The organism is Paraglaciecola sp. 20A4 (genome assembly GCF_011378905.1).
Classification (GTDB): Bacteria; Pseudomonadota; Gammaproteobacteria; order Enterobacterales; family Alteromonadaceae; genus Paraglaciecola.
Genome location: NZ_WTPY01000016.1, coordinates 48,521 through 72,569 on the forward strand (window position 1 = coordinate 48,521; position 24,049 = coordinate 72,569).

General features: G+C 43.9%; 23 protein-coding genes. 15 read left to right on the forward strand and 8 right to left on the reverse strand.

What is annotated here, in order from left to right; genetic code table 11:
- Window positions 1-50: 50 nt before the first annotated feature.
- Window positions 51-1,343, reverse strand: a complete 1,293-nt coding sequence (gene eno / locus GQS54_RS14570) for a phosphopyruvate hydratase (protein WP_166424748.1) — start codon at window positions 1,341-1,343, stop codon at window positions 51-53.
- A 77-nt stretch (window positions 1,344-1,420) separates the two neighbouring features.
- Window positions 1,421-3,052, reverse strand: a complete 1,632-nt coding sequence (locus GQS54_RS14575; protein ID WP_166424710.1) for a CTP synthase — start codon at window positions 3,050-3,052, stop codon at window positions 1,421-1,423.
- A gap of 220 nt (window positions 3,053-3,272) precedes the next feature.
- Between GQS54_RS14575 and GQS54_RS14580 the strand changes: the two genes are divergently transcribed.
- Window positions 3,273-3,635 carry a response regulator gene (locus tag GQS54_RS14580; RefSeq protein WP_166424711.1) on the forward strand — a complete coding sequence of 121 codons (363 nt, stop codon included), beginning with the start codon at window positions 3,273-3,275 and terminating at the stop codon, window positions 3,633-3,635.
- Between the two features lie 72 nt (window positions 3,636-3,707).
- Here the strand turns inward: GQS54_RS14580 and mutS are convergent, their stop codons facing one another.
- Window positions 3,708-6,377: a DNA mismatch repair protein MutS gene (mutS, locus tag GQS54_RS14585; protein WP_166424712.1), complete on the reverse strand. Its 2,670-nt coding sequence runs from the start codon at window positions 6,375-6,377 to the stop codon at window positions 3,708-3,710.
- 122 nt (window positions 6,378-6,499) lie between these two features.
- Here mutS and pncC point away from each other — a divergent pair, with 122 nt between their 5' ends.
- From pncC to recA, 4 genes are all read left to right on the forward strand, one after another.
- Window positions 6,500-6,979, forward strand: coding sequence for a nicotinamide-nucleotide amidase (gene pncC / locus GQS54_RS14590; protein WP_166424713.1), 480 nt, complete (start codon window positions 6,500-6,502; stop codon window positions 6,977-6,979).
- Between the two features lie 84 nt (window positions 6,980-7,063).
- Window positions 7,064-7,438, forward strand: coding sequence for a DUF3224 domain-containing protein (locus GQS54_RS14595; RefSeq protein WP_346766580.1), 375 nt, complete (start codon window positions 7,064-7,066; stop codon window positions 7,436-7,438).
- 103 nt (window positions 7,439-7,541) lie between these two features.
- Window positions 7,542-7,952, forward strand: a complete 411-nt coding sequence (locus tag GQS54_RS14600; protein ID WP_166424714.1) for a GFA family protein — start codon at window positions 7,542-7,544, stop codon at window positions 7,950-7,952.
- Window positions 7,953-8,234: 282 nt separating this feature from the next.
- Entirely contained in the window at window positions 8,235-9,275 is a 1,041-nt protein-coding gene (gene recA / locus GQS54_RS14605) for a recombinase RecA (protein ID WP_158770922.1), read from the forward strand.
- A 198-nt stretch (window positions 9,276-9,473) separates the two neighbouring features.
- On the opposite strand, the gene GQS54_RS14610 is transcribed toward recA, so the two are convergent.
- Window positions 9,474-9,812 (reverse strand): EscU/YscU/HrcU family type III secretion system export apparatus switch protein, encoded by a 339-nt coding sequence (locus GQS54_RS14610; protein WP_166424715.1) that lies wholly within the window; start codon window positions 9,810-9,812, stop codon window positions 9,474-9,476.
- A gap of 38 nt (window positions 9,813-9,850) precedes the next feature.
- The gene (locus GQS54_RS14615; RefSeq protein WP_166424716.1) at window positions 9,851-12,598 is read right to left on the reverse strand and encodes a flagellar hook-length control protein FliK; all 2,748 of its coding nucleotides are present in this window, start codon (window positions 12,596-12,598) and stop codon (window positions 9,851-9,853) included.
- Window positions 12,599-12,936: 338 nt separating this feature from the next.
- Here GQS54_RS14615 and ccmA point away from each other — a divergent pair, with 338 nt between their 5' ends.
- The 10 genes from ccmA to GQS54_RS14665 are packed head-to-tail and all read left to right on the forward strand — an operon-like array spanning window position 12,937 to window position 20,801.
- Window positions 12,937-13,566: a cytochrome c biogenesis heme-transporting ATPase CcmA gene (gene ccmA, locus GQS54_RS14620; RefSeq protein ID WP_166424717.1), complete on the forward strand. Its 630-nt coding sequence runs from the start codon at window positions 12,937-12,939 to the stop codon at window positions 13,564-13,566.
- Window positions 13,563-14,231, forward strand: a complete 669-nt coding sequence (gene ccmB, locus GQS54_RS14625; protein ID WP_166424718.1) for a heme exporter protein CcmB — start codon at window positions 13,563-13,565, stop codon at window positions 14,229-14,231. The genes ccmA and ccmB overlap by 4 nt, the downstream gene beginning before the upstream one ends.
- Window positions 14,231-14,977: a heme ABC transporter permease gene (locus GQS54_RS14630; protein WP_166424719.1), complete on the forward strand. Its 747-nt coding sequence runs from the start codon at window positions 14,231-14,233 to the stop codon at window positions 14,975-14,977. Before ccmB ends, GQS54_RS14630 begins: the two co-directional genes overlap by 1 nt.
- A gap of 3 nt (window positions 14,978-14,980) precedes the next feature.
- Window positions 14,981-15,238 carry a heme exporter protein CcmD gene (ccmD, locus tag GQS54_RS14635; RefSeq protein WP_166424720.1) on the forward strand — a complete coding sequence of 86 codons (258 nt, stop codon included), beginning with the start codon at window positions 14,981-14,983 and terminating at the stop codon, window positions 15,236-15,238.
- Entirely contained in the window at window positions 15,228-15,722 is a 495-nt protein-coding gene (gene ccmE, locus GQS54_RS14640; protein WP_166424721.1) for a cytochrome c maturation protein CcmE, read from the forward strand. Before ccmD ends, ccmE begins: the two co-directional genes overlap by 11 nt.
- A 1-nt stretch (window position 15,723) precedes the next feature.
- Window positions 15,724-17,757: a heme lyase CcmF/NrfE family subunit gene (locus GQS54_RS14645; protein WP_166424722.1), complete on the forward strand. Its 2,034-nt coding sequence runs from the start codon at window positions 15,724-15,726 to the stop codon at window positions 17,755-17,757.
- Window positions 17,757-18,329, forward strand: a complete 573-nt coding sequence (locus GQS54_RS14650) for a redoxin family protein (protein ID WP_166424723.1) — start codon at window positions 17,757-17,759, stop codon at window positions 18,327-18,329. Before GQS54_RS14645 ends, GQS54_RS14650 begins: the two co-directional genes overlap by 1 nt.
- The gene (locus tag GQS54_RS14655) at window positions 18,326-18,775 is read left to right on the forward strand and encodes a cytochrome c-type biogenesis protein (protein ID WP_166424724.1); all 450 of its coding nucleotides are present in this window, start codon (window positions 18,326-18,328) and stop codon (window positions 18,773-18,775) included. Before GQS54_RS14650 ends, GQS54_RS14655 begins: the two co-directional genes overlap by 4 nt.
- Window positions 18,772-20,040 carry a c-type cytochrome biogenesis protein CcmI gene (gene ccmI / locus GQS54_RS23530; RefSeq protein WP_166424725.1) on the forward strand — a complete coding sequence of 423 codons (1,269 nt, stop codon included), beginning with the start codon at window positions 18,772-18,774 and terminating at the stop codon, window positions 20,038-20,040. The genes GQS54_RS14655 and ccmI overlap by 4 nt, the downstream gene beginning before the upstream one ends.
- Window positions 20,037-20,801, forward strand: coding sequence for a VacJ family lipoprotein (locus GQS54_RS14665; protein WP_166424726.1), 765 nt, complete (start codon window positions 20,037-20,039; stop codon window positions 20,799-20,801). The genes ccmI and GQS54_RS14665 overlap by 4 nt, the downstream gene beginning before the upstream one ends.
- A gap of 106 nt (window positions 20,802-20,907) precedes the next feature.
- Here the strand turns inward: GQS54_RS14665 and galE are convergent, their stop codons facing one another.
- From galE to GQS54_RS14680, 3 genes are all read right to left on the reverse strand, one after another.
- Window positions 20,908-21,924: a UDP-glucose 4-epimerase GalE gene (gene galE, locus GQS54_RS14670; RefSeq protein ID WP_166424727.1), complete on the reverse strand. Its 1,017-nt coding sequence runs from the start codon at window positions 21,922-21,924 to the stop codon at window positions 20,908-20,910.
- Window positions 21,925-21,928: 4 nt separating this feature from the next.
- Window positions 21,929-22,228 (reverse strand): DUF6170 family protein, encoded by a 300-nt coding sequence (locus GQS54_RS14675; RefSeq protein ID WP_166424728.1) that lies wholly within the window; start codon window positions 22,226-22,228, stop codon window positions 21,929-21,931.
- A 139-nt stretch (window positions 22,229-22,367) separates the two neighbouring features.
- A complete protein-coding gene (locus GQS54_RS14680; RefSeq protein ID WP_166424729.1) occupies window positions 22,368-23,855 on the reverse strand; it encodes a peptide MFS transporter in 1,488 nt (495 codons plus the stop codon).
- Window positions 23,856-24,049: the final 194 nt, after the last annotated feature.

The following is a 24,049-nucleotide window of genomic DNA, read 5'->3' on the forward strand; positions in this document are numbered from 1 at the left end:
TTACATCTAAAAAGCTTTAGCATGTAACTAAAGCACTCCAGATATAGGTCTTATTGACCCTTTATTTCTTTACGTCCGCCGTATGTTGCTGCATCACCTAATGCTTCTTCAATACGCAATAGTTGATTATATTTAGCAACACGGTCGGAACGACACAATGAACCGGTTTTTATTTGACCCGCAGCTGTACCAACTGCTAAATCAGCGATGGTTGCATCTTCAGTTTCGCCACTACGGTGAGAGATAACCGCTGTGAAACCAGCCGCTTGTGCCATACGGATGGCTTCAAGGGTTTCGCTCAACGTTCCAATTTGATTAAACTTAATCAAAATTGAGTTAGCTACGCCGTTATCAATGCCGCGTTTAAGAATTTTGGTATTGGTCACAAACAAATCATCGCCAACAAGTTGTACTTTGTCGCCAATTTTCTTGGTTAAGCTTGCCCAACCATCCCAATCACTTTCATCAAGGCCATCTTCAATAGAGATAATAGGGTACTTAGCCGCTAGGTCAGCTAGATAATCACCAAAGGTTTCTGAATCAAATACTTTACCTTCGCCTTTAAGATCGTATTTACCATCTTTATAGAACTCAGATGCGGCGCAATCTAACGCTAGCGTCACGTCTTTATTCATGACGTAACCTGCATTTTCGACGGCTTGAATAATGACTTTTAGCGCTTCTTCATTCGAAGCAAGGTTTGGTGCGAAACCACCCTCGTCACCAACGGCTGTGCTCAAGCCTTTAGCTGAAAGTACTTTTTTCAAGCTATGAAAAATTTCAGCACCCATGCGCAATGCTTCACGGAAGCTAGGCGCACCAACGGGTTGAACCATAAATTCTTGAATATCAACATTGTTATCAGCATGCTCGCCACCGTTTATGATATTCATCATAGGGACCGGCATTGAATATTTGCCCGGTGTGCCGTTAAGCTCAGAGATATGTTGATACAAGGGAATTTTCTTTTCAATTGCAGCCGCTTTAGCGACAGCAAGAGATACCGCAAGAATGGCGTTTGCACCAAACGTTTCTTTGTTTTCAGTGCCGTCTAAATCGATCATGATTTGGTCGATTTTCTTTTGCTCAAATGCACTATTGCCAAGCAGGGCAGTGGCGATATGTTCGTTAATCGCCGCAACCGCTTTCAGTACACCTTTACCTAAATAACGGCTTTTATCACCATCGCGCAGTTCTAGCGCTTCACGTGAACCAGTAGATGCGCCAGATGGTGCAGTCGCTCTGCCCATTGTGCCTGACTCTAAATATACATCTGCCTCTACCGTAGGGTTACCACGAGAGTCCATGATTTCACGAGCAATGATTTTACTGATGTTTGACATATTTGACATATTTGTAGCCTTGTTATAAAAAATTATCGTTTATCTGAGAGCAGATACGCTTAGTTTTCAATCGTTTGCTAATTATTATTTTTATAATATTCGCCCGCGGCTTTAACAAACCCTTCAAATAAAGGATGACCGTCGCGAGGTGTAGAGTTAAATTCGGGGTGAAATTGCCCCGCCACAAACCAAGGATGATCGCCTAGTTCGATGACTTCTACTAGACGTTTATCAGTAGACAGACCAGTTACTTGCAATCCTGCTGCTTCTAACTTGTCGCGCAAATTATTATTCACTTCATAACGATGACGATGACGTTCGTAAATCTCAGATGAGCCATATAACTCATGGACTTTGCTGCCAGGAATTAAATGACACAACTGGCTACCCAAGCGCATGGTGCCGCCTAAATTTGATTCCTCAGAACGCTGTGCGGTGCTGCCATCAGCATCTAGCCATTCAGTGATCAAACCAACGACAGGGTAGGGTGTTTGCGGATCAAATTCTGAACTGTTGGCATTTTCAAGGCCAGCAACATTGCGCGCAAATTCGATAATAGCAACTTGCATACCCAAGCAAATACCTAAATAAGGAACTTTTTGTTCACGGGCATACTTGGCAGCTGCAATCTTGCCTTCGATACCACGCTCACCGAAACCACCAGGCACTAAAATTGCGTCACAACCGTTAAGAATTTGATCGCCTTTGCTCTCAATGTCTTGAGAGTCAATGTAACGAATATTAACGGTCAAACGATTTTTAAGTCCAGCATGTTTGAGCGCTTCATTAACTGATTTGTAGGCATCTGGTAGCTCAACATACTTACCGACCATGGCAATGGTTACTTCACCAATCGGGTTAGATTCAGCGTATAGCACCTGTTCCCATTCACTCAAATCCGCTTCTGGGCAGTCTAGACCAAAGCGCTGTACAACAAGCTCGTCCATACCTTGTGCTTTTAGTGCTGCTGGTATTTTATAAATGCTGTTGGCGTCTTTTAGGGAGATAACCGCTTTATCAGCTACATTGGTGAACAGAGCAATTTTTTGGCGCTCGTTTGATGGCAATGCATTTTCTGAACGACAAACCAAAATATCAGGCATTATCCCGATTGAGCGAAGCTCTTTAACAGAATGTTGTGTAGGCTTGGTTTTCACTTCGCCCGATACTGCAATGTAAGGCACCAATGTTAAGTGCATATACATGGCATGTTCACGGCCCACTTCGGTGCCCAATTGACGAATCGCTTCTAAGAACGGTTGTGATTCGATATCACCTACGGTTCCACCAATTTCAACAATGGCTATATCAACGCCTTCAGCACCCGCAACAATACGGCGCTTAATTTCATTAGTGATATGCGGTATGACTTGAATGGTTGCGCCTAAGTAATCACCACGACGTTCGCGTTTAATGACTTCTTCGTACACACGGCCAGTTGTAAAGTTATTGCGCTTAGTCATACGGGTGCGAATAAAACGCTCGTAGTGACCTAAGTCTAAGTCAGTTTCAGCGCCGTCGTCGGTGACAAACACTTCACCATGCTGAATGGGGCTCATTGTGCCTGGATCGACATTAATGTATGGGTCGAGTTTCAACATGGTCACATTAAGACCACGTGCCTCTAGAATAGCAGCGAGTGATGCAGCAGCAATGCCTTTACCAAGTGATGAAACGACACCACCTGTGACGAAAATATAGTTTGTCATGAGTACCCTAAGGCGTTGGAGTTGAGTAAGATTTTTTTAATACTGATGTAGTCTAGCTCCCTTTAAAAGGCGTGACATTATTCAGTACCGGACGGCGTAACAGTATACGTAAATAGGACCCGACAGACAATTGAAAAGAGGCTTAGGTTTGCAAAAAATATACAGATTATGGCTTTTTATTGGTTTACACTGTAGACCAAATAGTCAAAGGATTAGCTTTATGGATAAAATGCGTCCCATTTTAGTGGTTGATGATGTTGAAGCCATCTGCACTTTTCTAAGTACTGTGCTGCAAGGGAATGGATATATGCAGGTTGATACCGCGGGCGACTCGGCTGAAGTGATGGCCCGAGTGTGCCGTAAAGATTATCAGCTTATCTTAATGGATATTAAACTACCAAAAGTGGATGGTTTAGAGTTATTAAGTATTCTTCGTGAAGAAATCCCCGAGGTGAAAATCGTTATGTGTTCGGCTGATACGTCGGAAGAAACGGTAAACCTGTCATATGAAATTGGCGCTGTTGGCTTTCTTGAGAAGCCGGTCACACCTATGAGTCTCCTTAGTTTAATGGAACGTCTGTAAAACAACGGCTCACCATAAACGTTACCTGCAATATTTAGCTTAACGTTTATGGCAAGTTATGGTCTTTCAAGTCTACCTGACTAATTTCTTTAATTGATATAAATAGTCGAGCGCCTGTTTCGGTGTAAGATCATCCGGTTGTATGTTGTGTAACAGATTCTCAGCTTCACTAACGGGCGCTAATAAGTCTAATTGAGTTTCGCTCTTTTCTTGAGTAATAGCAGTTTTGGCTGTGCGTGATTGACTTGCTAACGGCTCTTGGTTCCCAGCACTGCCAGTTTCAAGCTCATGTAATTTTCGCTTGGCGGCTTGCACGACTTGTTTAGGCACGCCAGCCAATTGCGCTACCTGTAGGCCATAACTCTTATTAGCCGCGCCATCTTGTACCGCATGCATAAAGCGAATGGTATCGCCGTGTTCGACAGCATCTAGGTGAACATTCGCTAGTTCGGGCAGTGAGTCAGCTAGACTGGTCAGTTCAAAGTAATGGGTGGCAAATAAGGTAAATGATTGAAGTGTAGTGGCGAGGTATTCGGCGCAGGCCCAAGCGAGAGATAGGCCGTCATAAGTACTGGTGCCTCGGCCAATCTCATCCATTAAGACTAAGCTATTGGCCGTAGCATTATTTAAAATATTTGCTGTTTCAGTCATTTCAACCATAAAAGTCGAGCGACCAGAGGCAAGATCGTCTGACGCTCCAATTCGAGTGAATATCCGATCGATTGGGCCAATTCGGGCGTCTTGGGCAGGAATGTAACTGCCGATATAGGCCATTAATACAATTAGCGCGGTTTGGCGCATATAGGTTGATTTACCGCCCATATTCGGACCTGTAATCACCAACATTCTGCGTGATGGATTCACTTCAATGGGGTTGGCAATAAACGGTGCATCCGATACCTGCTCTACCACAGGGTGACGACCCTGACTAAAATGAATACCACTTTGGGCACATAAATCTGGGCAGTGGTAATCTAGGCTCTCGGCACGTTCCGCCAAGTTAGTCAGTACATCTAACTCGGCGATCGCATCAGCACTTTGCATAAGCTCTTTTAACTTTGGCAGAAGTAAATCGAATAACTCGTCATATAGGCGTTTTTCTAGGGCTAACGAGCGACTTTGGCTACTTAGCACATTGTCTTCATGCTCTTTGAGTTCGGGAATAATATAACGCTCGTTGTTTTTCAAAGTTTGACGACGTACATATTCCACAGGCACGAGATCTGACTGACTGCGGCTCACTTCAATAAAGTAGCCATGTACCCGGTTATAACCCACTTTTAAGCTGGCAATGCCGGTACGTTCCTTTTCACGTAATTCCAATGCTTCTAAATAGTCCGTTGCGCCTTTTGATAAGGCTCGTAGGTGATCAAGCTCTTCGTTATAGCCTTCTTTTATCACCCCGCCATCACGAATTAATACCGGTGGCGCTTCAATGACTGCACGTTCGAGCAATTCAGCAAAGTCAGGGTACTGGCTTATTTGGGCAGCGAGTTGCGGTAAATCACTATGCTGAGCATTTTCTATTTCATGCTCAAGGTAGCTTTGAATATCAGGTAATAGCACAAATGCTTGGCGTAAACGTGCAAAGTCTCTTGGACGAGCACTGCGCAGAGCTAAACGCGCGAGTACGCGCTGCATATCGCCGATTTTTTTAAGTGCATCTTGCAACTGGCCATAAGGCGAGTTCATGAGTGCGTGAATATTACGCTGACGGCCTTTTAATACGGTTACGTCGGTTAACGGACGGTGGATCCAGCGTTGTAGTAGTCGACTGCCCATAGCCGTGGCTGTTTTGTCTAAGATGCTAGCAAGGGTGTTCTCTGTGCCGCCAGATAAATTAAAGGTCAGCTCTAAATTGCGTCTTGTAGCTGCGTCCATGACAACCGTGTCGTTATGTGATTCAAGTACGATACGATCGATATGTGGTAATGCTGCGCGCTGCGTATCTTTGATGTATTGCATAACACAGCCCGCCGCGCAGATACCCACCTGATGATTCTGGACACCAAAACCAGATAATTCGCTGGTGCCAAATTGACTGGTTAACTGGGTAGTGGCGGTTTGTATGTCGAATTCCCATAGAGGACGACGGCGTAAACCTTTGCGCTGATTGATTAAATGGCTGAAAGCAAAATCTTCAGGGTATAGAAGCTCAACGGGATTTGTGCGCTGTAACTCAGCTGCAAGGGCTTCTTCACCCGAGAGTTCACACAATGTAAAGCGACCGCTAGTGACGTCCAGCGTGGCATAACCAAATACCAAGTCTTGATTAGACTTTTGCGCAGCGCAAAATACTGCGGCCAATATACTGTCTTGTTTATCGTTGAGTAGGGCTTCGTCAGACACAGTACCCGGGGTGACAATGCGTTGTACTCGGCGCTCAACGGGACCTTTGCTAGTAGCTGGATCACCGAATTGCTCAACAATGGCAACTGATTGGCCCATTTTGACTAATCGAGCTAAATAGTTTTCTACCGCATGGTAGGGCACGCCGGCCATGGGAATGGCATTACCACCTGATTTACCTCTGGCCGTAAGGGAAATATCGAGTAACTCGGATGCTTTTTTTGCATCATCAAAGAAGAGCTCATAAAAATCACCCATGCGATAAAACAACAGAATATCTGGATGCTCAGCTTTTAATTTTAAATATTGCTGCATCATAGGAGTATGTTGCTGCAAAGAAGAGGGGTTGGTTTTAACCGACTCGGCTGATGATAACGTATTCGTTTTAGGCATTCTGGATGGCACTCTTATTTGTGTCGCTTTTAACGCTTTGTTTCATTCTCAATGTTTGGCATGCTAATGAAGCCCGCTACGTAAAATTAGCGCGTCAGATAACCCTATGATGGATGCAAAATATGACAAACAATTCAATTCAATTAGCGCAACAACTCGGTAGAAAGCTACAGCAATTAGGTTGGCAAGTAACCTGCGCTGAGTCGTGCACTGGAGGGGGCATAGGATACGCCATCACAAGTACATCTGGAAGCTCAAGCTGGTTTAAAAGTGGCTATATTACCTATTCAAATGAAGCAAAACACACCCTTTTGGGCGTGAGTGAGCAAACCTTAATCGACCATGGAGCAGTGTCTAAACCTGTGGTGGAGCAGATGGCACTCGGTGCCGCCCAAGCTGCGAACGCTAACATGGCGGTTTCCGTCAGTGGTATCGCGGGGCCTGATGGTGGTAGCACAGAAAAGCCCGTCGGTACTGTGTGGTTTGGTTTTGCTGTTAACGCAGAGGTGACGACCGACTGCCAGTGTTTTGCCGGAGATCGGCATCAAGTTAGGGAACAAGCGATTGAGTTTGCTTTGCAGCAACTACTGGCACTGTGTTAATTCAATTAGACAGTAAAATTATTTGCTAAAAATAACAGCGGTTCATTCTAAAATGGCCAAATTTAATTAATTGACAGAGCAACTATGATGATAGCAGTAGGAACATTTGAAGTTATGTTATCGGCGCAAAATGATGAAATTGCGCCGGTCGGCCGCATGTTGATCGATAAAACCTACACTGGAGCGTTAGTGGGTAAAGGTGTAGGGCAAATGATCAGCAAACGCACCGAAAATGGCATTGCTGTGTACTTCGCTATCGAAGAGTTTGTTGGTAGTATCGACGACAACAAAGGGAGCTTTACTCTGCTACATAAAGGTGAAATGTCAGCTGCTGCCCAATCGTTAAAGATTACTATATTGACTGGCTCGGGAAGTCACGAACTACGTGATATTAGCGGTAAAATGCGGATTATTCAGCAGGATGGTAAGCATAGTTATGAACTGGAATATCATTTATAGCGTATAGTTTCTCTTACTGTTATTACCAATCAATGCATTACGTGAGATTATCAATTTACAACGGACGAACAACGACAAAATGCTCATTTACCGGATAAACTAAGTGGAAAAAATAATCGGTAGTTGCCTATGTAGTAGTGTGCGTTTTGAATGTGACGATGTGATAAAACACTTTCATTTATGTCATTGCACGCAATGCCAAAAAGCGACAGGTTCGGCTTATGCATCGAACCTATTTACTGAAATTAATAATATTACATGGCTTACTGGTGCAGAACTGGTCAAGCGTTACGACGTACCCGGGAGAAGCATATCAAATGCGTTTTGTGGCCAGTGCGGAAGTGCGCTACCTTATGTGTCTTTATCGGGGGAAGCCTTGGTGATCCCGGCAGGTTGTTTAGATAATGCATCAAGTGCCCAACCTCAAAGGCATATTTTTTATGCTGAGAAAGCGAGCTGGTACGAACCTGCGTTAGCGAGCAAAAAATTGAATACTTTACCCAGCGAAGACTAGCCGATAATGATGCCTTTTTTCTTAAAAAACTTAGTAAAAACATAGCGTTGGATTAAAATCCATGAAGCATTATGAGCGACGGGTAGGGTGTAGATAATTACGCCTGATATCTGCTAACACGTCGCTCAATCATATGAACTAACCATCTAGTTATGTTACGCCAATCAAAGACTCTATGGATTCAACAATGGCTCAGCATGACTATTTTTAGAAAGCGACTTGTAACTGTATGGTTGTACAGTATAATGACAAAATAGAATTTCAAATTCCGGAGACCAAACAATGGTTACTACTACAGACAAAAGCAAAGCATTAGCCTCAGCAATGGCCCAAATTGAAAAACAATTTGGCAAAGGCTCAATTATGAAATTGGGTGAGAATAGAACAATGGATGTAGAAACTATTTCTACAGGGTCGCTGGGTCTAGATATTGCTTTAGGTGCTGGCGGTTTCCCGATGGGACGAATCGTTGAGATTTACGGACCTGAGTCAAGTGGTAAAACCACTTTGACGCTTGAAGTTGTAGCGGAAGCACAACGTAACGGCAAAGTATGTGCTTTCGTTGATGCAGAACATGCCCTTGACCCAATATATGCGGCAAAATTGGGTGTGAATATCGATGAACTTTTGGTCTCTCAACCTGATACCGGCGAACAAGCACTAGAAATATGTGACATGTTAACGCGCTCTGGTGCTGTCGATATTATAGTGGTCGATTCAGTTGCCGCTTTAACGCCAAAAGCAGAAATTGAAGGCGATATGGGAGACAGCCATATGGGTCTTCAAGCCCGTATGCTTTCTCAAGCAATGCGTAAGCTGACAGGTAACCTAAAACAGTCGAACACCATGATGATTTTCATCAACCAGATCCGTATGAAAATTGGTGTTATGTTTGGTTCCCCTGAGACGACTACCGGTGGTAACGCGCTTAAGTTCTACGCAAGTGTACGATGTGATATTCGTCGTATCGGAGCGGTAAAAGACGGTGATGAAATTACCGGCAACGAAACCCGAGTCAAAGTGGTTAAGAACAAAATTGCTCCGCCGTTTAAACAAGCCGAATTTCAGATTATGTACGGCGAAGGTATTAACAGAGATGGCGAGTTAATCGATCTAGGCGTTAAACACGGGTTTGTACAAAAGGCGGGTGCTTGGTATAGCTATGGCGAAGAGCGCATTGGACAAGGTAAAGCGAATTCAACCAAATATCTCAAAGAGCATAAAGAAGTTCGAGATGAACTGAATAAAAGACTTAGAGATTTACTATTAAGTCCTAAAGACCCTGCACCGAAAGAAGCGGTAGTTCCAGAGCAAGAAGAATAAATTATAAGGAGAAGAACACGTTCTTCAACTTTGTATAAACAAAAAAACCGTCGATTGACGGTTTTTTTGTGCCCATTAAATGAGTTCTAAAAAAGTTTATACCGCATTGATTCGTGTTATTGAAAGGGATCATTAAAAACACTATTTCGTTATCAATTAATAAAATTATTGCGTCGTAAAACTCAGGCAGCACCAGATTTAAACAAGTTTTGAAACCTTGTTATAATCCTTGGCCCAACTTTCGGGGAACTTGCCCTGCAACACGTAAGAAAAACTAATGAGTTCTGCTATGACGTGGTAAAGCTGTTCAGGGATTTCTTGGCCTAAATCTAAACTCGCTAGAAATTCACTTAGATAAGGGTCTTCATGGATTAATACGCCACTTTCTTTGGCCAAGGTGATTATCTCTTCAGCTAATTCGCCGAACCCTTTAGCCACCACCTGGGGTGCATTTTTCTTATCCCCATCATGGTGTTTTAATGCGACAGCACTTTTGGCCTTCGGATTATCTGTATGTGCTTTATCGTTGCCTGACATAGGATCTCTAATTTTATCTTTAATGGTCAAAGTATTAACTAAACTTGAGTTTGCAATAAGTGGTAGGGACGCTGACGTAACGTGTCAGGTATTTTCCCTAGCTGACATTGGCTTTTGGTGACGTCTATTCCTAAAGCCGTTAGCCGTTTGTTAAATAGTGGCAAAAAGTTCATGACTTGGTGTTTGGTTTGTTCATTTGATGTATAGAAGTTAAGTTCTAAGGTACCTTCGCGTAGCTTAGCCTTTGTGAGTACTTCGCCCAAATCGCCAGCGTTTAACTTAATGGTTAAATGCCAGACACGATTATTCTTTCCATCATCTACATTTTGTTCTTCGTTATTGGAGTCGTGTTCCCGGCGAATCATAAGCTCTATATCTTGTAGTTTATTACCGAAAGCAGAGGGTAGGGTATAATAAAAGCTGTCTTGGCCTTGTAAAAGCTGCTCGGCATTCCCGATTTTGCTGCTTTGATGACCTGCAAATAAACGACTGATCTCTCGTAAAATTTGGTGTTTTTGCTCTAACTGGGCAAATTCACTTAGTCCTTTTGCATTTACAGTAGTACTCGCTTTCCCGGTGGTGTTGGAATTTGCAGACGGTTCTGAGTTAATTAGCGAACTAAGACCACGTGACAGTTTTTCACCCTGATTGGGCTGATTTCGGGCAAAGCGCGATGCCAAAGATATTTGTATCAAAGTGACCAAACCGCTGAGCATACCTTGGCCTGAAGCAGGACTGATAATTTGCGTTGCATTTAAGCTAAGCGCAGAAGCGGTCAGCAATTGACGTATTTGACTGGCATCTTGTTCCTTACCCTGAGGCACTCCCTCCTTTATTTGTCCGAGCACCTGTTCTTTCAATCCTTTCATCGCAGGTTCATCAATAAACTGACTGTCCGTCAATGCATTGGCTATACGACTTAAGGCATCGCTAGGCTGCTCTGCTCTAGCTTGCACTACCCGTAGTAATGTATGTAAAACTTCGATGGCTTGTGCCTTAACGGTTGGGGTCATAACTGGCGCGTTAATTGTTGGGGTAGCGGTAGATTGGACATTTATCGGAGCAGTACTGACTGTCTGCTGCGTAACTGGTGGAGAATCTGACGTTTTGGGGTTAGCCGTCTTACTTATGTTGTCTGCTATGGGCATAGCAGATGCTTTTTGTATTTGAGACTGAGCGTCAACTATTTTAATTGATGACTGAACTGTGCTGGGAGTCGGGGAGGGGGATATTTGACTCGTCTGGTGGGCATCGACTTTTATGGGTATTTGGCCAGCGACTTTGCCCTCTGAGACATTTTGACCTGGGGCAATATTCAATGTCGCCCGTTTATCACTGCTAAAAGCGTTAACTATTTGACTTAAGCCTTCTCGTACGGCTGTCACAATAGGCGTACTGACTTTTTGTACGGTGTCCGTTGGTGCTGCTATCGGTGCTTTTTGTTCAGCAGAAGCCTCATTTCCTTGGGGAACATTGGCAAATGAATTTACACTTAATTTAGCTGATGCAACAGGTACTGCGCTATTTGCTATGTCCGTTATCACGCGCCGAGTTTGTGCATCTACCGGTAGCTTCAACGTTTTCACTAAATCAAGCACCGCTGCAGCGTTTTGCTGAGTGATATTAATGTGCGCAGTGGCGCGAGGCTGTGCTTGGGCCAAGGTTTCGGAATTACGAATTGTTGCACTGCCATCTTGATTGATACTTAATTGTATTTTACTGGGTGGCAAATTTTGCAGGGCGTTAATAAGCGAAGTGTTATCTGCAGAAACTTTGCGCAAAGCGCTAGGGGTAGGGCGTAGACCTGAATATTCTAGATTAGATATTTGAGATGGAGCGCGCTGCAGTACTTGGCTTAAAACTTTGCTGTCTATGGTTAATTGCGTGCTGGGCTGTTTACGCGAAACGCCAGTGCCTAGCGCATCGTTCACTAACAACTGCTTAATAGCTGGCGCCAGCTGTTCTAACGATGCCTTGGCTGGAATAATTTGTGCGTTAGGTGTGGTTGCAGTGAGTAATATTTGCCATTGATTGCCGATAGGTTTCAATTTGAGATTAACAGCGTCTCCAGAGGTGATGGTTGACGGCGCACTTGTGATGACGTTCAAATTGACAACTGGTTGGTCCGTGTTGCGATTGACGCTTAACGTGAATTGATTCCCTGCACTGCTAGTTACCTGAGCTTGCGTGGTTAAAAGTGCAGGTGATATACGCGCCGCCTGTAATTGATTGGGCGGTAAACTTAAAATTCGCTCTAGCTGCTGGCTGCTAACCACATTGGTTAGTGCGCTGCGGTTCACAGGTGTTTGTGCTGTGCTCACAAATTGTAGAACGGGGTTTGCTGTGATTTTTTGTGCTGGAGCTGGTACTTGATTGGCAGTCGGACTTTGATCCGAACGATTAATAGTGCTCGTAACGGCCGTGGATAAAGCGGAAATTGCATTTGCGTTGGCTTGACTCGGCGCTTGAGGTTTACCGAGTACAACTGAGCTTGTGGCTGCGTTATCACTAACTGTGGACGTTGCGACTACATTGCTAGCGTTGTTTGCGGTGGCGCTGGCGATACTGACGTTATAGCGTTGCTGTATATCGAGTCGCCCCTGAATATCCGTGCTGGGTATTACGACTGCTTGGCTTTGCGTCGTTGCGCTCACACTAACTTGATTAGGCGAAACTTGCTGCACAACTACCTCTGCACTTTGACGCGTCGTATTCGTTGACGTAGTCACCTGTTGCGTTTGAGGCACAGTTGTTTGAGTTGAGGTTGTGAGAGGGCTATCTGACATAGATGATTTATCGGCCGCAAGCGAAGAATATTAAACTAAATGTAGCACGAACTACCTTTAATCTTACTAGGGTTCTCGTGCGTTGAAGTAAATGGTCTTAACGGCGATTTAATTGCTTGAATCAATTCTTTGCGTTAGCCAATAGGAATTGAGAATTGTGTGCCAAAAAGTGCCATTCACCTTATTGGTATTTTAAATATAATTCGGGATCATTCTTTAGGCCCCTAAAATTGCATCTTTAGTACATGAATTGATACGACTTATTTGGTTTTCTAAGTATTCCAGGCTGTTGTGCTGTGGTATTATCGCGACGTTTTTTTGTCGACCAAAGGTCTATTTTGCCGTTACTTTCTGCCCATGAATTGTCCGTGTCGAAGCGTGATAGATTGCTGTTTAGTAAGATAAATTTGTCGGTGTCGGCGGGTGATTTGATGTATATCAAAGGGCCAAATGGTGCGGGCAAGACTAGCTTACTGCGAGTGTTAACGGGTTTGGTTAGTCCTGAAGAAGGGCTCGTAACCTATCGTGAGCAAGACATTGTAAAATTTCGTGACGTTTTTCATCAGAAGCTATTATATTTTGGCCATGCATTAGGGGTAAATCGCAGTCTCAATGCACTGGAAAATTTGCACTATTGGTGCTCTCAACATGGCGTACATCCTGTCGAAACAGAAATTTACACCGTGCTGGGTAAGTTGGGCCTAGTTGGGCTTGAAGATGTAACCGTTAATCATTTATCAGCGGGCCAGCAACGTCGTGTGGCACTGGCTCGATTTTGGTTAAAAACCAGCGCTGATGTGTGGATTTTAGATGAACCCTTTACTGCACTAGACGTACAAGGCATAGCATTACTGAATAAACGAATTGTCGAGCATCTACAGCAGGGCGGGTGTGTAGTGATGACCTCTCATCAAGCGTTGGATGTAAATTATCCGACGAAAGAGTTAGTGCTGGAGTACCGCATATGAGGGATTCGCTAAACGCAATTTTTCGCCGTGACCTGGCTTTGGCGTATCGCCAGCGTTCTGAGTTGATGCAGCCGATGATGTTTTTTATTTTAGTGATTAGTTTATTCCCGTTAGGTATCGGGCCCAATCCAGAGATATTACAAAAAGTGGGTCCGGGGGTTATCTGGGTGGCGGCAATTCTTTCCTCACTATTAGGAATGGAGCGCTTATTTAAGGACGATTTTAACGATGGGTCGTTAGAGCAAATCATGCTGTCAGCCACGCCATTACCAATGGTGGTATTGGTAAAAGTGTTTGCTCATTGGTTGACCAGCATCGTGCCGCTTTTAATATTGTCACCGTTACTGGCGTTGTTCTTAAACTTGACTGAAGACATGTATTGGGCGCTGTTGTGTACATTACTACTGGGTACACCTTTGCTAAGTTTGGTTGGTGCGATAGCGGTAGGATTAACGCTTGGTTTAAATCGTGGTGGTGTGCTCTTAGCACTCTTATTATTGCCGGTCTTTATTCCCTTGTTAATTTTTGCCACGGCGGCCGTTGAAGCGGCCTCATTACAATTACCGTACAACGCACAATTAGCCATTATTGGCGCGATGTTATTAATCTCTTTAGCGATGGCACCTTTTGCCATCGCCTATGCATTACGAGTGAGTCAAAACTAATGTGGAAATGGTTACATCCTTACGCAAAAACGCAAAATGCTTATGAGTTGTGTAGGCGTTTACAGCCCTGGTTTGTTATTACAGCGCTTATCACGTTTGTGGTGGGCATGGTTTGGGGGTTAGCTTTTGCGCCAGCGGATTACCAGCAAGGTGATTCATTCCGCATTATTTATATTCATGTACCTAGCGCGATTTTATCCATGGGGGCATACAGCGCCATGGCGATAGCGGCCTTTATTGGTTTGGTATGGCAAGTTCGTACTGCGTTTATGGCTATGATTGCGCTAGCACCCATCGGTGCGGTGGTCACTTTTATTGCATTATTCACCGGTGCAGCATGGGGCAAACCTATGTGGGGTACGTGGTGGGTGTGGGATGCACGCTTAACATCAGAGTTGATATTGCTGTTCTTATATTTAGGGGTGATATCCTTATACGCCTCTTTCGAAGATAAACACCAAGCAGGTAAAGCTGCTGGCGTGATGGCTATTGTGGGGGTGGTCAACCTACCCATTATTCATTTTTCGGTGGAATGGTGGAATACATTGCATCAAGGCGCGAGTATCACAAAATTTGATAAGCCTTCGGTTGCGCCAGAAATGTTGTGGCCCTTGTTGATTAGCATTTTAGGTTTAGCTCTCGTTATGGCTGCTATCTTTATTCGCCGCTTACAAAATGAAATACTACGCCGAGAGCTAAACCGCCCTTGGGTGCAAACGTTGGTTAGCACGGCAAGGGAGAAATAACCGATGCAATTCGATAATTTAACTGCATTTTTTCATATGGGTGGCTACGCATTTTATGTGTGGTTATCGTTTGGTGTTAGCGTTCTCGCATTGGTACTTTTAGCGGTCGACGCAATGCGCCAGCAAAAAGTGTTGTTTAACGCCGTTGAAAAAGAGCAAGCCCGCAAAGTTCGTATTAAAGCCGCTCAAACAGAAACCAAGCAAAATCGGCTTGATAAACAGAATATGTCGCAAAACGAGGAAGTAACTCATGAACCCTAGACGTCAAAAACGCCTGATAGTCGTGTCTGCTATCGTATTGGTGATCGGCGCAGCGATTGGCTTAATGCTGTATGCGCTTAGCCAAAATATTGATTTGTTCTACACCCCTTCAGAAGTCATTGATGGCAAGCAAATTGGACAAGTGAAGGAAATCCCTCAAGTTGGTCAGCGTTTACGCATTGGTGGCATGGTCGTACCGGGTTCAGTAAAAAGAGATAATGACAGCTTAGCGGTTAGCTTTGATTTAGTTGATACGGGTCCCATCGTTACCGTTAGTTATCATGGTTTGTTACCGGATTTGTTTCGTGAAGGCCAGGGGATAGTTGCCACTGGTGTGTTAACGTCCACCAATCATATTAAAGCGCATGAAGTATTAGCAAAACACGACGAAGAATATATGCCGCCTGAACTGGCTGAAAAAATGAAAGGCATAAAACATGTTAAACCTTCACAGGCCTATGCTGTGCCAAAGGTGAGTGGATAATATGGTTGCTGAATTAGGTAATATCTCTCTGGTTTTAGCGTTATTAATGGCGATGTCGTTAGCGATCTATCCAATGTGGGGAGCCCAAAAAAACCACCTTAAGTTGATGTTAATGGCCAAACCGTTAGCCATTGGTATGTTCGTATTTACGCTTATTGCCTATATCTGTTTAACGTGGGCATTTGTACATGATGATTTTAGCCTAGCGTATGTGGCAAGTACCTCGAATAGCACCTTACCGTTAAGATACAAATTTACTGCTGTATGGGGCGGTCACGAAGGATCGTTCTTGCTTTGGGTGATGATTTTCTCCATATGGACGGTGGCCGTTGCGCTTTTCAGTAAAGCTATTGAGCTAAAAATGGTTGCCAGGGTGTTATCGATCCTGGGTATGGTGGCCATTGGTTTCTATTTATTTATGTTATTAACGTCAAATCCTTTTGATGTGCTGCTGCCTTTTTATCCGGTTGATGGGCGAGACTTAAACCCATTATTACAAGATTTTGGCATGATTATCCATCCTCCCATGTTGTATATGGGCTATGTTGGGTTTTCCGTTGCATTTGCTTTTGCACTTGCGGCGTTGATTTCTGGGCAATTAGATTCAACCTGGGCCCGCTGGTCACGACCATGGACAATCGCTGCGTGGTCATTCTTAACCGTAGGTGTTGCGTTAGGTAGTTGGTGGGCTTACTACGAACTCGGTTGGGGAGGATGGTGGTTCTGGGATCCTGTCGAAAATGCGTCGTTTATGCCTTGGCTTGTAGGTACGGCCCTTATGCATAGCTTGGCAGTGACTGAGAAGCGTAAAGTATTTAAATCTTGGACCGTTTTATTAGCGATAGCCGCGTTTTCACTTAGTTTGTTGGGAACCTTTTTAGTGCGCTCAGGTATTTTGGTTTCAGTGCATTCGTTTGCCAGTGATCCAAGCCGAGGTATGTTTATTCTTGGCTTATTGGTCATTGTAATCGGCGGCTCGTTATTACTTTTTGCTATCCGTGCACCTCAGCTTAAAGGCGCTGGCCGCTATCAGTTATTCTCACGTGAAGTATTACTCGCTGGCAATAATGTGTTTTTAACTGCTGCCTGCTTAGTCGTATTGCTAGGTACTTTGTTGCCGTTAGTGCACAAAGAATTGGGACTGGGCTCTATTTCCATAGGGGCCCCATTCTTTAACCAAATGTTTAGTTATTTGATTGTTCCTTTTGTGTTGATAATGGGTATAGGCCCCTTATCTCGATGGAAAAACCAACCACCGTCAGCTTTGTATAAACAATTGATGATTGCGCTAGGTTTGAGTTTATCTGCGGCTCTATTAGTGACATCGACCTTTGAACAAACCGCCTATATGGCAACATTAGGTATGGTGTTGGGTTTTTGGATTGTGGTGACCACCATCATGGAAATTCATCAACGCATTAACGCCGATAAATCCCTATCCCAACAACCTATATTTAGTGCGCTTAAACAACTAACGCCAAGCCATTGGGGAATGGTTATGGGGCACCTTGGGTTTGCGGTGTCCATCATGGGCATAACGTTGGTCAGTCATTATAACCAAGAGAAACATGTGCGCATGGCCTATGGTGAAACAGTTCAACTAATGGGTTATGACTTCACCCTTAAGGGGGTCAGTAACCTTCAAGGACCAAATTATACCGGCTATCAAGCCCATGTAGTGGCGAGTCAAGATGGAAACGTTGTGGCTAATCTTGAAGCGGAAAAACGTTTTTATACAGTGCAGCGCAACACGATGACTGAAGCGGGTATTGATACCGCAATTAACCGTGATCTATTTGTCGCCCTCGGTGAGCAATTGGATGATGGTGATTGGGCTCTGCGTATTTATGTTAAACCGTTTGTGAACTGGATTTGGGCTGGAGCGTTTATTATGGCTTTTGGTGGCATTCTATCTATATCGGATCGTCGCTACCGTATGCAAAAAATTAGCAAAAAAAGACCATTACCAAACGTCGAAAAGTCAGTTCCAGGGCTGCCTGAGGTTTCCCCTCACGATGTGGCGGAGTCTCGTTAATGAAAAAAATATCGTTATTTATTTTGCCTTTAATCTTGTTTGTAGGCTTAGCGATTTTCTTATTTCAAGGATTATTTAGTAACCCTAGAGAGCACGAATCCCCTTTGCTTAACAAACCTGTTCCTAGCTTTATATTGCCGGATTTAATGGACACCGATATTACCTATACCACCGAAGTCTTTGTGGGCAAAGTTACATTGCTCAATGTCTGGGGCGTTTGGTGCGTAACGTGTGCGGTGGAAATTCCATATTTAGAGCAACTGAAAAACGACGGTAAGCATATTGTTGGTTTGTATTACGATCAGGACATAGACCCGGATTTTGGTGTTAAAACGGTTGCTCGCGTGCAGCAAGAAGTGGATCAGAAGCTCGGCCAACTTGGTAATCCGTATGCGTACAATATTTTTGATGTAAAACGCGATTTGTCGCTAGATTTAGGGGTGACGGGCGCGCCTGAAACGTTTTTAATCGACAAGCAAGGTAAGGTGCGTTTACATCATATCGGCGATATTAACCCTAGAGTTTGGCAGAAAAAGTTTGAGGCGATATATCAGGAGTTAATAGCAGAATGATGCGACTTTTAGCCTTTTCTCTAACTTTTTTGCTGCTACTAAGCCCTAACGTTTTTGCCAGTGAAGAAACATACCAGTTTGAGACTGATGCCCAAAGCACACTGTTTTTCGAGCTGACCAAAGAACTGCGTTGCCCAATGTGCCAGAATCAAAATATTGCTGATTCAGACGCTATGATTGCAGCAGATTTGCGCCGTAAGGTGTATCAACTGGTTAATGAAGGCCAGTCCCGTGAACAGATTATTGATTATATGAAGCAGCGTTACGGTGATTTTGTATATTACCAACCACCTGTTAATGCAACCACGGTTTGGTTGTGGTTATTACCGGTCATCTTCGTTTTGCTAGGAATTATTTTAGTTGTGCGCAGTCGCCAACAAAAACCCGTGACGCAAGATAAAGCCAAACTAGAAGCCGCCGAGAAGTTGCTGGAGGAAGACAAGTGAGTGTTTTTTGGATAGCCAGTATTGCACTGGTATTAGCTGCGATTGGTTTTGTATTGCTACCGTGGTTTGTTGAAGGACGTAAGCGCGAGGATACTTTGACTAATACGCGCCTTATTCGTCAACGATTAGATGAATTGGTACGAGAGGAACGCGAAGGGCAATTAAGCACCAGCGATAGACTTGAAACCGAAAAAGATTTAAAAATTGCATTACTAGACGAGCAGCCCAACCAGCAAGAGAATACCAGCTCGGCAAAGGGCATTTTAGTCGTCGGTGGCCTGTTAAGTGTCGTTGCCGTCGCGGTTTTGTATTGGCAAGTGAATAATGTTTCTGCATTAAGCCACTGGGAACAAGCAATTGACCGCTTACCGGAGTTAGCCGACCGTATTGTAACCCAAGGGGACGCTTCTGTTAACGAAGACGACCTTCAACAGTTTGCCTTGGGATTGCGTACTAAGTTACAAAACTCAGATAACGACGCAGTAGGCTGGACTTTGTTAGGCCGAGTTTATGTAGCGATTAATCATATTGAAAGCGCCATAGACGCATTTGAGCGAGCACTTGAAATTGAGCCTAATAATATCGAGACACTGGCCAGTTACAGTCAGGTATTATTGATGGTTAATCAAGCGGAATATTTGACTCAAGCTAAAGTATATTTGAATCAAATTCTAGAGCTTGATCCTCAAAATACTGGCGCGCTGGGTATGTTAGCAATGGCCGCGACCCAACAGGGAGACAAGCCATTGGCAATAAAAACATGGCGTAAGTTGCAAGAATTTGTGCCCAAAGACGCTCCTATCTATCAATCAATTGAAGCGCAAATTGCTGAATTAAGTGGCTCTGTACAACCAGAAATGGCCTCTAGCCCCGCTAATGCGACAAATTCGACTGACTCACTAAAGCCAAGTAGAGCGCTTGTTTCGGTTACTATTACCCTAGATGAGACGCTAAAGAGTAGATTACCGAAAGAGGGCTTTTTGTTTGTATATGCACAAGATGCTAGTGGGGCAAGCAGAATGCCTGCCGCGGTGGTAAAAATGCCATTGGCTGAATTGCCGATTACAGTGGACTTGTCTGATAGCAACGCGGTTATGCCAACCCTAACGTTATCGCAGTTATCTCAGGTTCGTTTGGTTGCCAAAATATCGACTACGGGGAACGTAATGCAGGCAAGTGGAGACTTGCAAGGCTCTTTGGAAATTGAGCTTAATAAATCGAAAACAGAACAATATACGATATTAATAAACGAGGAATTACAGTGAATAAGGTAAAAATTGCTGCGCTATTTTTAGTGCTATTAACGTTGGGGGGATGCGCTTCCAGTAATAAAGCGGACGAGCAGGCACAGCAATATAACGATCCCAAAGATCCCTTTGAATCGGTAAACCGGACATTTTGGGATTTCAACTACGATATACTAGACAATTATGTATTACGGCCAGTAACGGTCGTTTATGTTGATTACACCCCGCAGTTTGCTCGTACTGGTTTGTACAATATGGCACTGAATCTGGAAGAGCCATCAAACTCCGTGAATAACCTGCTGCAAGGTAAACTAGATGGCATGCTTATCAGTGTTGGGCGATTCTTGCTCAACTCCACCGTTGGCTTGTTAGGCACTATCGATGTAGCGACTGAGCTAGGTTTAGTGCGTAAAGAAGAAGAATTTGGTGAAACCTTGGGTACATGGGGCGTAGGCACAGGGCCTTATTTGATGATCCCTGCTTTAGGCCCCAACGACATTCGAAGTGGAGTGGGCGACATCGTTGATACGTCTTATTCCCCTTTAGATGCGCTTAACTTCTATTTTGCAGCCTTTAGAACGGGTATCAAAGTATTAGAAAGCCGCGCGGCTGTGATGTCTCAAGAACAGCAACTTGAACAATCAGTTGACCCGTACAGCTTCGTAAAAAATGCTTATTTCCAGAATTTAAAGTTTAAAGTAAATGACGGGCAAGTAGAGCAAACCAAAGAAGAAGAAGCGTTAGACGATGATATTGATGCTTTTTTAAATGATCTATAGGAATTTATTTTCCAGCCATCGTTAATAACAAAAAAAGCCCAGATAACGTCTGTTATCTGGGCTTTTTGTTTGTCTGGCTAATGTTAACGCTAAGGTTAAAAAATGCTTATTTATAACCGTTGGGGTTATTAGATTGCCAATTCCATGAATCACGGCACATATCAGCTAAACCCTTCTCTGCGCTCCAGCCCAATGCTTCACTGGCCATTTTAGGATCGGCGTAACATGCAGCAACATCGCCTTCTCGGCGGGGCACGAATTTATAGGCAATGGTTTTTCCGCTTTGCTTTTCAAACTCTTTGACCATGTCGAGTACGCTATAACCTTGGCCTGTACCTAAGTTATAAGTGACTAAGCCAACATCTTGTTGCAGCTTGGCTAGCGCTTTAAGATGGCCTGCGGCTAAGTCTTCTACGTGAATATAATCTCTTACACCCGTGCCATCTGGCGTGTCGTAGTCATTGCCAAATATTGACAGGAATTCACGTTTGCCGGTTGCCACTTGGGTAATAAACGGCATTAGATTGTTAGGGATCCCATTAGGATCTTCACCAATGCGCCCAGATGGGTGCGCGCCAGCTGGGTTAAAGTAACGCAATACTGCGATATTCCAGCTATTGTCGGATTTATACAAGTCGCGAAGTACCAACTCAACCATCAGCTTAGATTGGCCATATGGATTTGTTGGTTCACCTGTGGGTAAACCTTCATGTAAAGGCAATTCAACCGGATCGCCGTATACCGTAGCTGACGAGCTAAAAACAAGGTTTTTGACGTTATGTTTAGCCATTGACTCACATAATACAAGGGTACCGTATACGTTATTGTCGTAGTACATCAAGGGCTTTTCAACTGATTCACCGACTGCTTTAAGACCAGCAAAATGAATAACGGAATCAACACTGTGCTGACTAAAAACCTTATCAAGCGCGGACGCATCGCGAATATCACCTTCAACGAACGTTGCGCGTTTGCCCGTAAGCTCTTCAACACGCGCTAGCGCTTCTTTTGATGAATTGCAGAGGTTATCAAGCACAACAACCTTATTGTTGTTTTCCAACAGTTGTAGAACTGTGTGGCTGCCGATGTAGCCAGCGCCGCCTGTTACTAAAATGGTTTGCATCGATTTACTCTCCTTGAGGGTCAATTGGGGGAAGGTACTTAGCGCACAAGCTGTATTGAATGGGCCTGAGTACGAGCGGGTACAAGGCGGCAACGAGTGCAGCCCAAAGCAATGAATACCAACTTTCAGTGCTTCTAAATATTAGAATAAATATCGGTAGGAGTACCGCTAATTTTAAAACATTTAGCAGCAGTTTTTCTGGCCCAGTAAGCTTATTTTGTGCTTGTTGAATTAACGCTAAACGCTCGGTGAGCGATAACTGAGAAATACTCGGAATGTCACGGGACGAAAAATAGATATTCATTTTACCCTGGCTTATGTAAAAGAAACGCCTAGCTGCAGTTCAACAGATAGGCGTTATTTATAATATTATATTATTAATTACTCTGCCAGCGGCAAAATGTAATTAACTAGCTGGTCGGTTGACCTAATCTAAACAGAGTTTACGCCCGTTTATGCTCAGCAAGCTTTTCCCATGCTTTCGTTTTGAAACTAACAAGAAAAATAACAATGCCAATGGCAATGGTAAATAAGCTAATTTGCAAATACAGATCAGGCATATCTTCCACTTTGTTCGGGTCGAAATTACCAGCCAGCAGACCAGCTATTACATTACCAATAGAGTAGGTGAGTACGAATACGCCCATCATCTGGCCAGCAAAACGTTTTGGAGACAACTTACTTACCGCTGCTAATGCTACAGGGCTTAAGCATAACTCGCCTACTGTATGCAAGAAGTAAGTAGCCACTAACCAATAAGGTGCTACGCGTAAACCTGTTGCAGCTGCTTGTGCCGCAAAGAACATAACTAAGAAACCTGTAGCCATAATAATCAGACCAACTGCACATTTCAAACCGTATGACGGCGTTAACATGCGTTTAGCTAAATTTATCCACAATGCCGCGAAAAAAGGTGACAACAGAATAATGAAAAATGAGTTAGCTGATTGGAACCAAGCGGTAGGAATTTCGAAATCACCCAGCATCCGTTCGGTATAATCACGACCAAAGAGGTTCAATGACGAACCTGCTTGCTCAAAGCCCGTCCAAAAGAATATTGAAGCTAAGCAAACTAAAAATAGCGCGCCAACACTGCGTTTTTCATTACCATCCAAGTTACCTAAAAAGAATATCCCGGCATAATAGGCCAAAAAGACCACCGTAATCGCGATGGCTGTATATTGCGCCATCGTTACCGGGTCAAAGCTAAGTTGACCGCTGATCATGGCATACGTTACAACCGCGAGACCAATTAGAAAAACAGTAATAATTTGCCATGCACGCTTATTACCCGCGGCAGACATAGCAACCATTGGCTGCGCACCTGCGCCATCTAACTTATGTAAAGTTAAACGATATTGAATCAAACCAATACCCATACCGATGGCTGCTGCACCAAACGCCCAATGCCAACCCATTTCAACTTGTAGGTAGCCACAAACGAGATAACCTATGATTGAACCAAGGTTAATACCCAGATAATAAAGTGTGTACCCACTATCACGACGGCCGTCGTTATCTGCATACAGTTGCCCCACCATTGCGCCAATATTAGGTTTAAGTAAACCGGTGCCTAACACCACTAATACTAAACCGACGAAGAAAGTCGAGTCATTGGGTATGGCCAATACTATATGGCCTAACATAATGATAATTCCGCCGTACCAAACAGCTCGCTGTCCGCCAATTAAACGGTCGGCTATCCAGCCACCAGGCAAACCCATAAAGTAAACGGCGCCTGTGTATAAGCCATAAATAGCCGTAGCAGATGCAACGGTTATCACTAAACCGCCTTCTTGAATACTTGCGGTCATAAAAAGCACCAATAAAGCACGCATGCCGTAATAACTCATGCGTTCCCACATCTCTGTAAAGAATAGGGTGGATAGGCCCCCTGGTTGGCCTAAAAAGTCTTTGGTTTTTGTTGTCATATTACCTGCCGTAAACCTCGTTAGCGTCTTAAAATAATTAAAGAAACATGAATGTAAGTCGCTAAACTGTTTGGTTATAATTGTTGTTATTGATGACTACTCTAACGGTAGTTAACGATTTTCAGCCACGTTTATACTAGAGCCAGCGGGTGATGACAAGAAAGGGGATGAAAAGTACCTGTAATTAATAGCGT

What these genes read in the sequence shown, in the direction of transcription:
- GQS54_RS14680 (WP_166424729.1), bottom strand. Translation starts at nt 23,855, where the DNA reads ATGACAACAAAAACCAAAGACTTTTTAGGCCAACCAGGGGGCCTATCC.
- GQS54_RS14650 (WP_166424723.1), top strand. Translation starts at nt 17,757, where the DNA reads ATGAAAAAAATATCGTTATTTATTTTGCCTTTAATCTTGTTTGTAGGC.
- GQS54_RS14615 (WP_166424716.1), bottom strand. Translation starts at nt 12,598, where the DNA reads ATGTCAGATAGCCCTCTCACAACCTCAACTCAAACAACTGTGCCTCAA.
- ccmB (WP_166424718.1), top strand. Translation starts at nt 13,563, where the DNA reads ATGAGGGATTCGCTAAACGCAATTTTTCGCCGTGACCTGGCTTTGGCG.
- pncC (WP_166424713.1), top strand. Translation starts at nt 6,500, where the DNA reads ATGACAAACAATTCAATTCAATTAGCGCAACAACTCGGTAGAAAGCTA.
- galE (WP_166424727.1), bottom strand. Translation starts at nt 21,924, where the DNA reads ATGCAAACCATTTTAGTAACAGGCGGCGCTGGCTACATCGGCAGCCAC.
- GQS54_RS14595 (WP_346766580.1), top strand. Translation starts at nt 7,064, where the DNA reads ATGATGATAGCAGTAGGAACATTTGAAGTTATGTTATCGGCGCAAAAT.
- eno (WP_166424748.1), bottom strand. Translation starts at nt 1,343, where the DNA reads ATGTCAAACATCAGTAAAATCATTGCTCGTGAAATCATGGACTCTCGT.
- mutS (WP_166424712.1), bottom strand. Translation starts at nt 6,377, where the DNA reads ATGCCTAAAACGAATACGTTATCATCAGCCGAGTCGGTTAAAACCAAC.
- GQS54_RS14580 (WP_166424711.1), top strand. Translation starts at nt 3,273, where the DNA reads ATGGATAAAATGCGTCCCATTTTAGTGGTTGATGATGTTGAAGCCATC.
- GQS54_RS14645 (WP_166424722.1), top strand. Translation starts at nt 15,724, where the DNA reads ATGGTTGCTGAATTAGGTAATATCTCTCTGGTTTTAGCGTTATTAATG.
- ccmE (WP_166424721.1), top strand. Translation starts at nt 15,228, where the DNA reads ATGAACCCTAGACGTCAAAAACGCCTGATAGTCGTGTCTGCTATCGTA.
- GQS54_RS14630 (WP_166424719.1), top strand. Translation starts at nt 14,231, where the DNA reads ATGTGGAAATGGTTACATCCTTACGCAAAAACGCAAAATGCTTATGAG.
- ccmD (WP_166424720.1), top strand. Translation starts at nt 14,981, where the DNA reads ATGCAATTCGATAATTTAACTGCATTTTTTCATATGGGTGGCTACGCA.
- GQS54_RS14675 (WP_166424728.1), bottom strand. Translation starts at nt 22,228, where the DNA reads ATGAATATCTATTTTTCGTCCCGTGACATTCCGAGTATTTCTCAGTTA.
- GQS54_RS14575 (WP_166424710.1), bottom strand. Translation starts at nt 3,052, where the DNA reads ATGACAAACTATATTTTCGTCACAGGTGGTGTCGTTTCATCACTTGGT.
- recA (WP_158770922.1), top strand. Translation starts at nt 8,235, where the DNA reads ATGGTTACTACTACAGACAAAAGCAAAGCATTAGCCTCAGCAATGGCC.
- GQS54_RS14610 (WP_166424715.1), bottom strand. Translation starts at nt 9,812, where the DNA reads ATGTCAGGCAACGATAAAGCACATACAGATAATCCGAAGGCCAAAAGT.
- GQS54_RS14655 (WP_166424724.1), top strand. Translation starts at nt 18,326, where the DNA reads ATGATGCGACTTTTAGCCTTTTCTCTAACTTTTTTGCTGCTACTAAGC.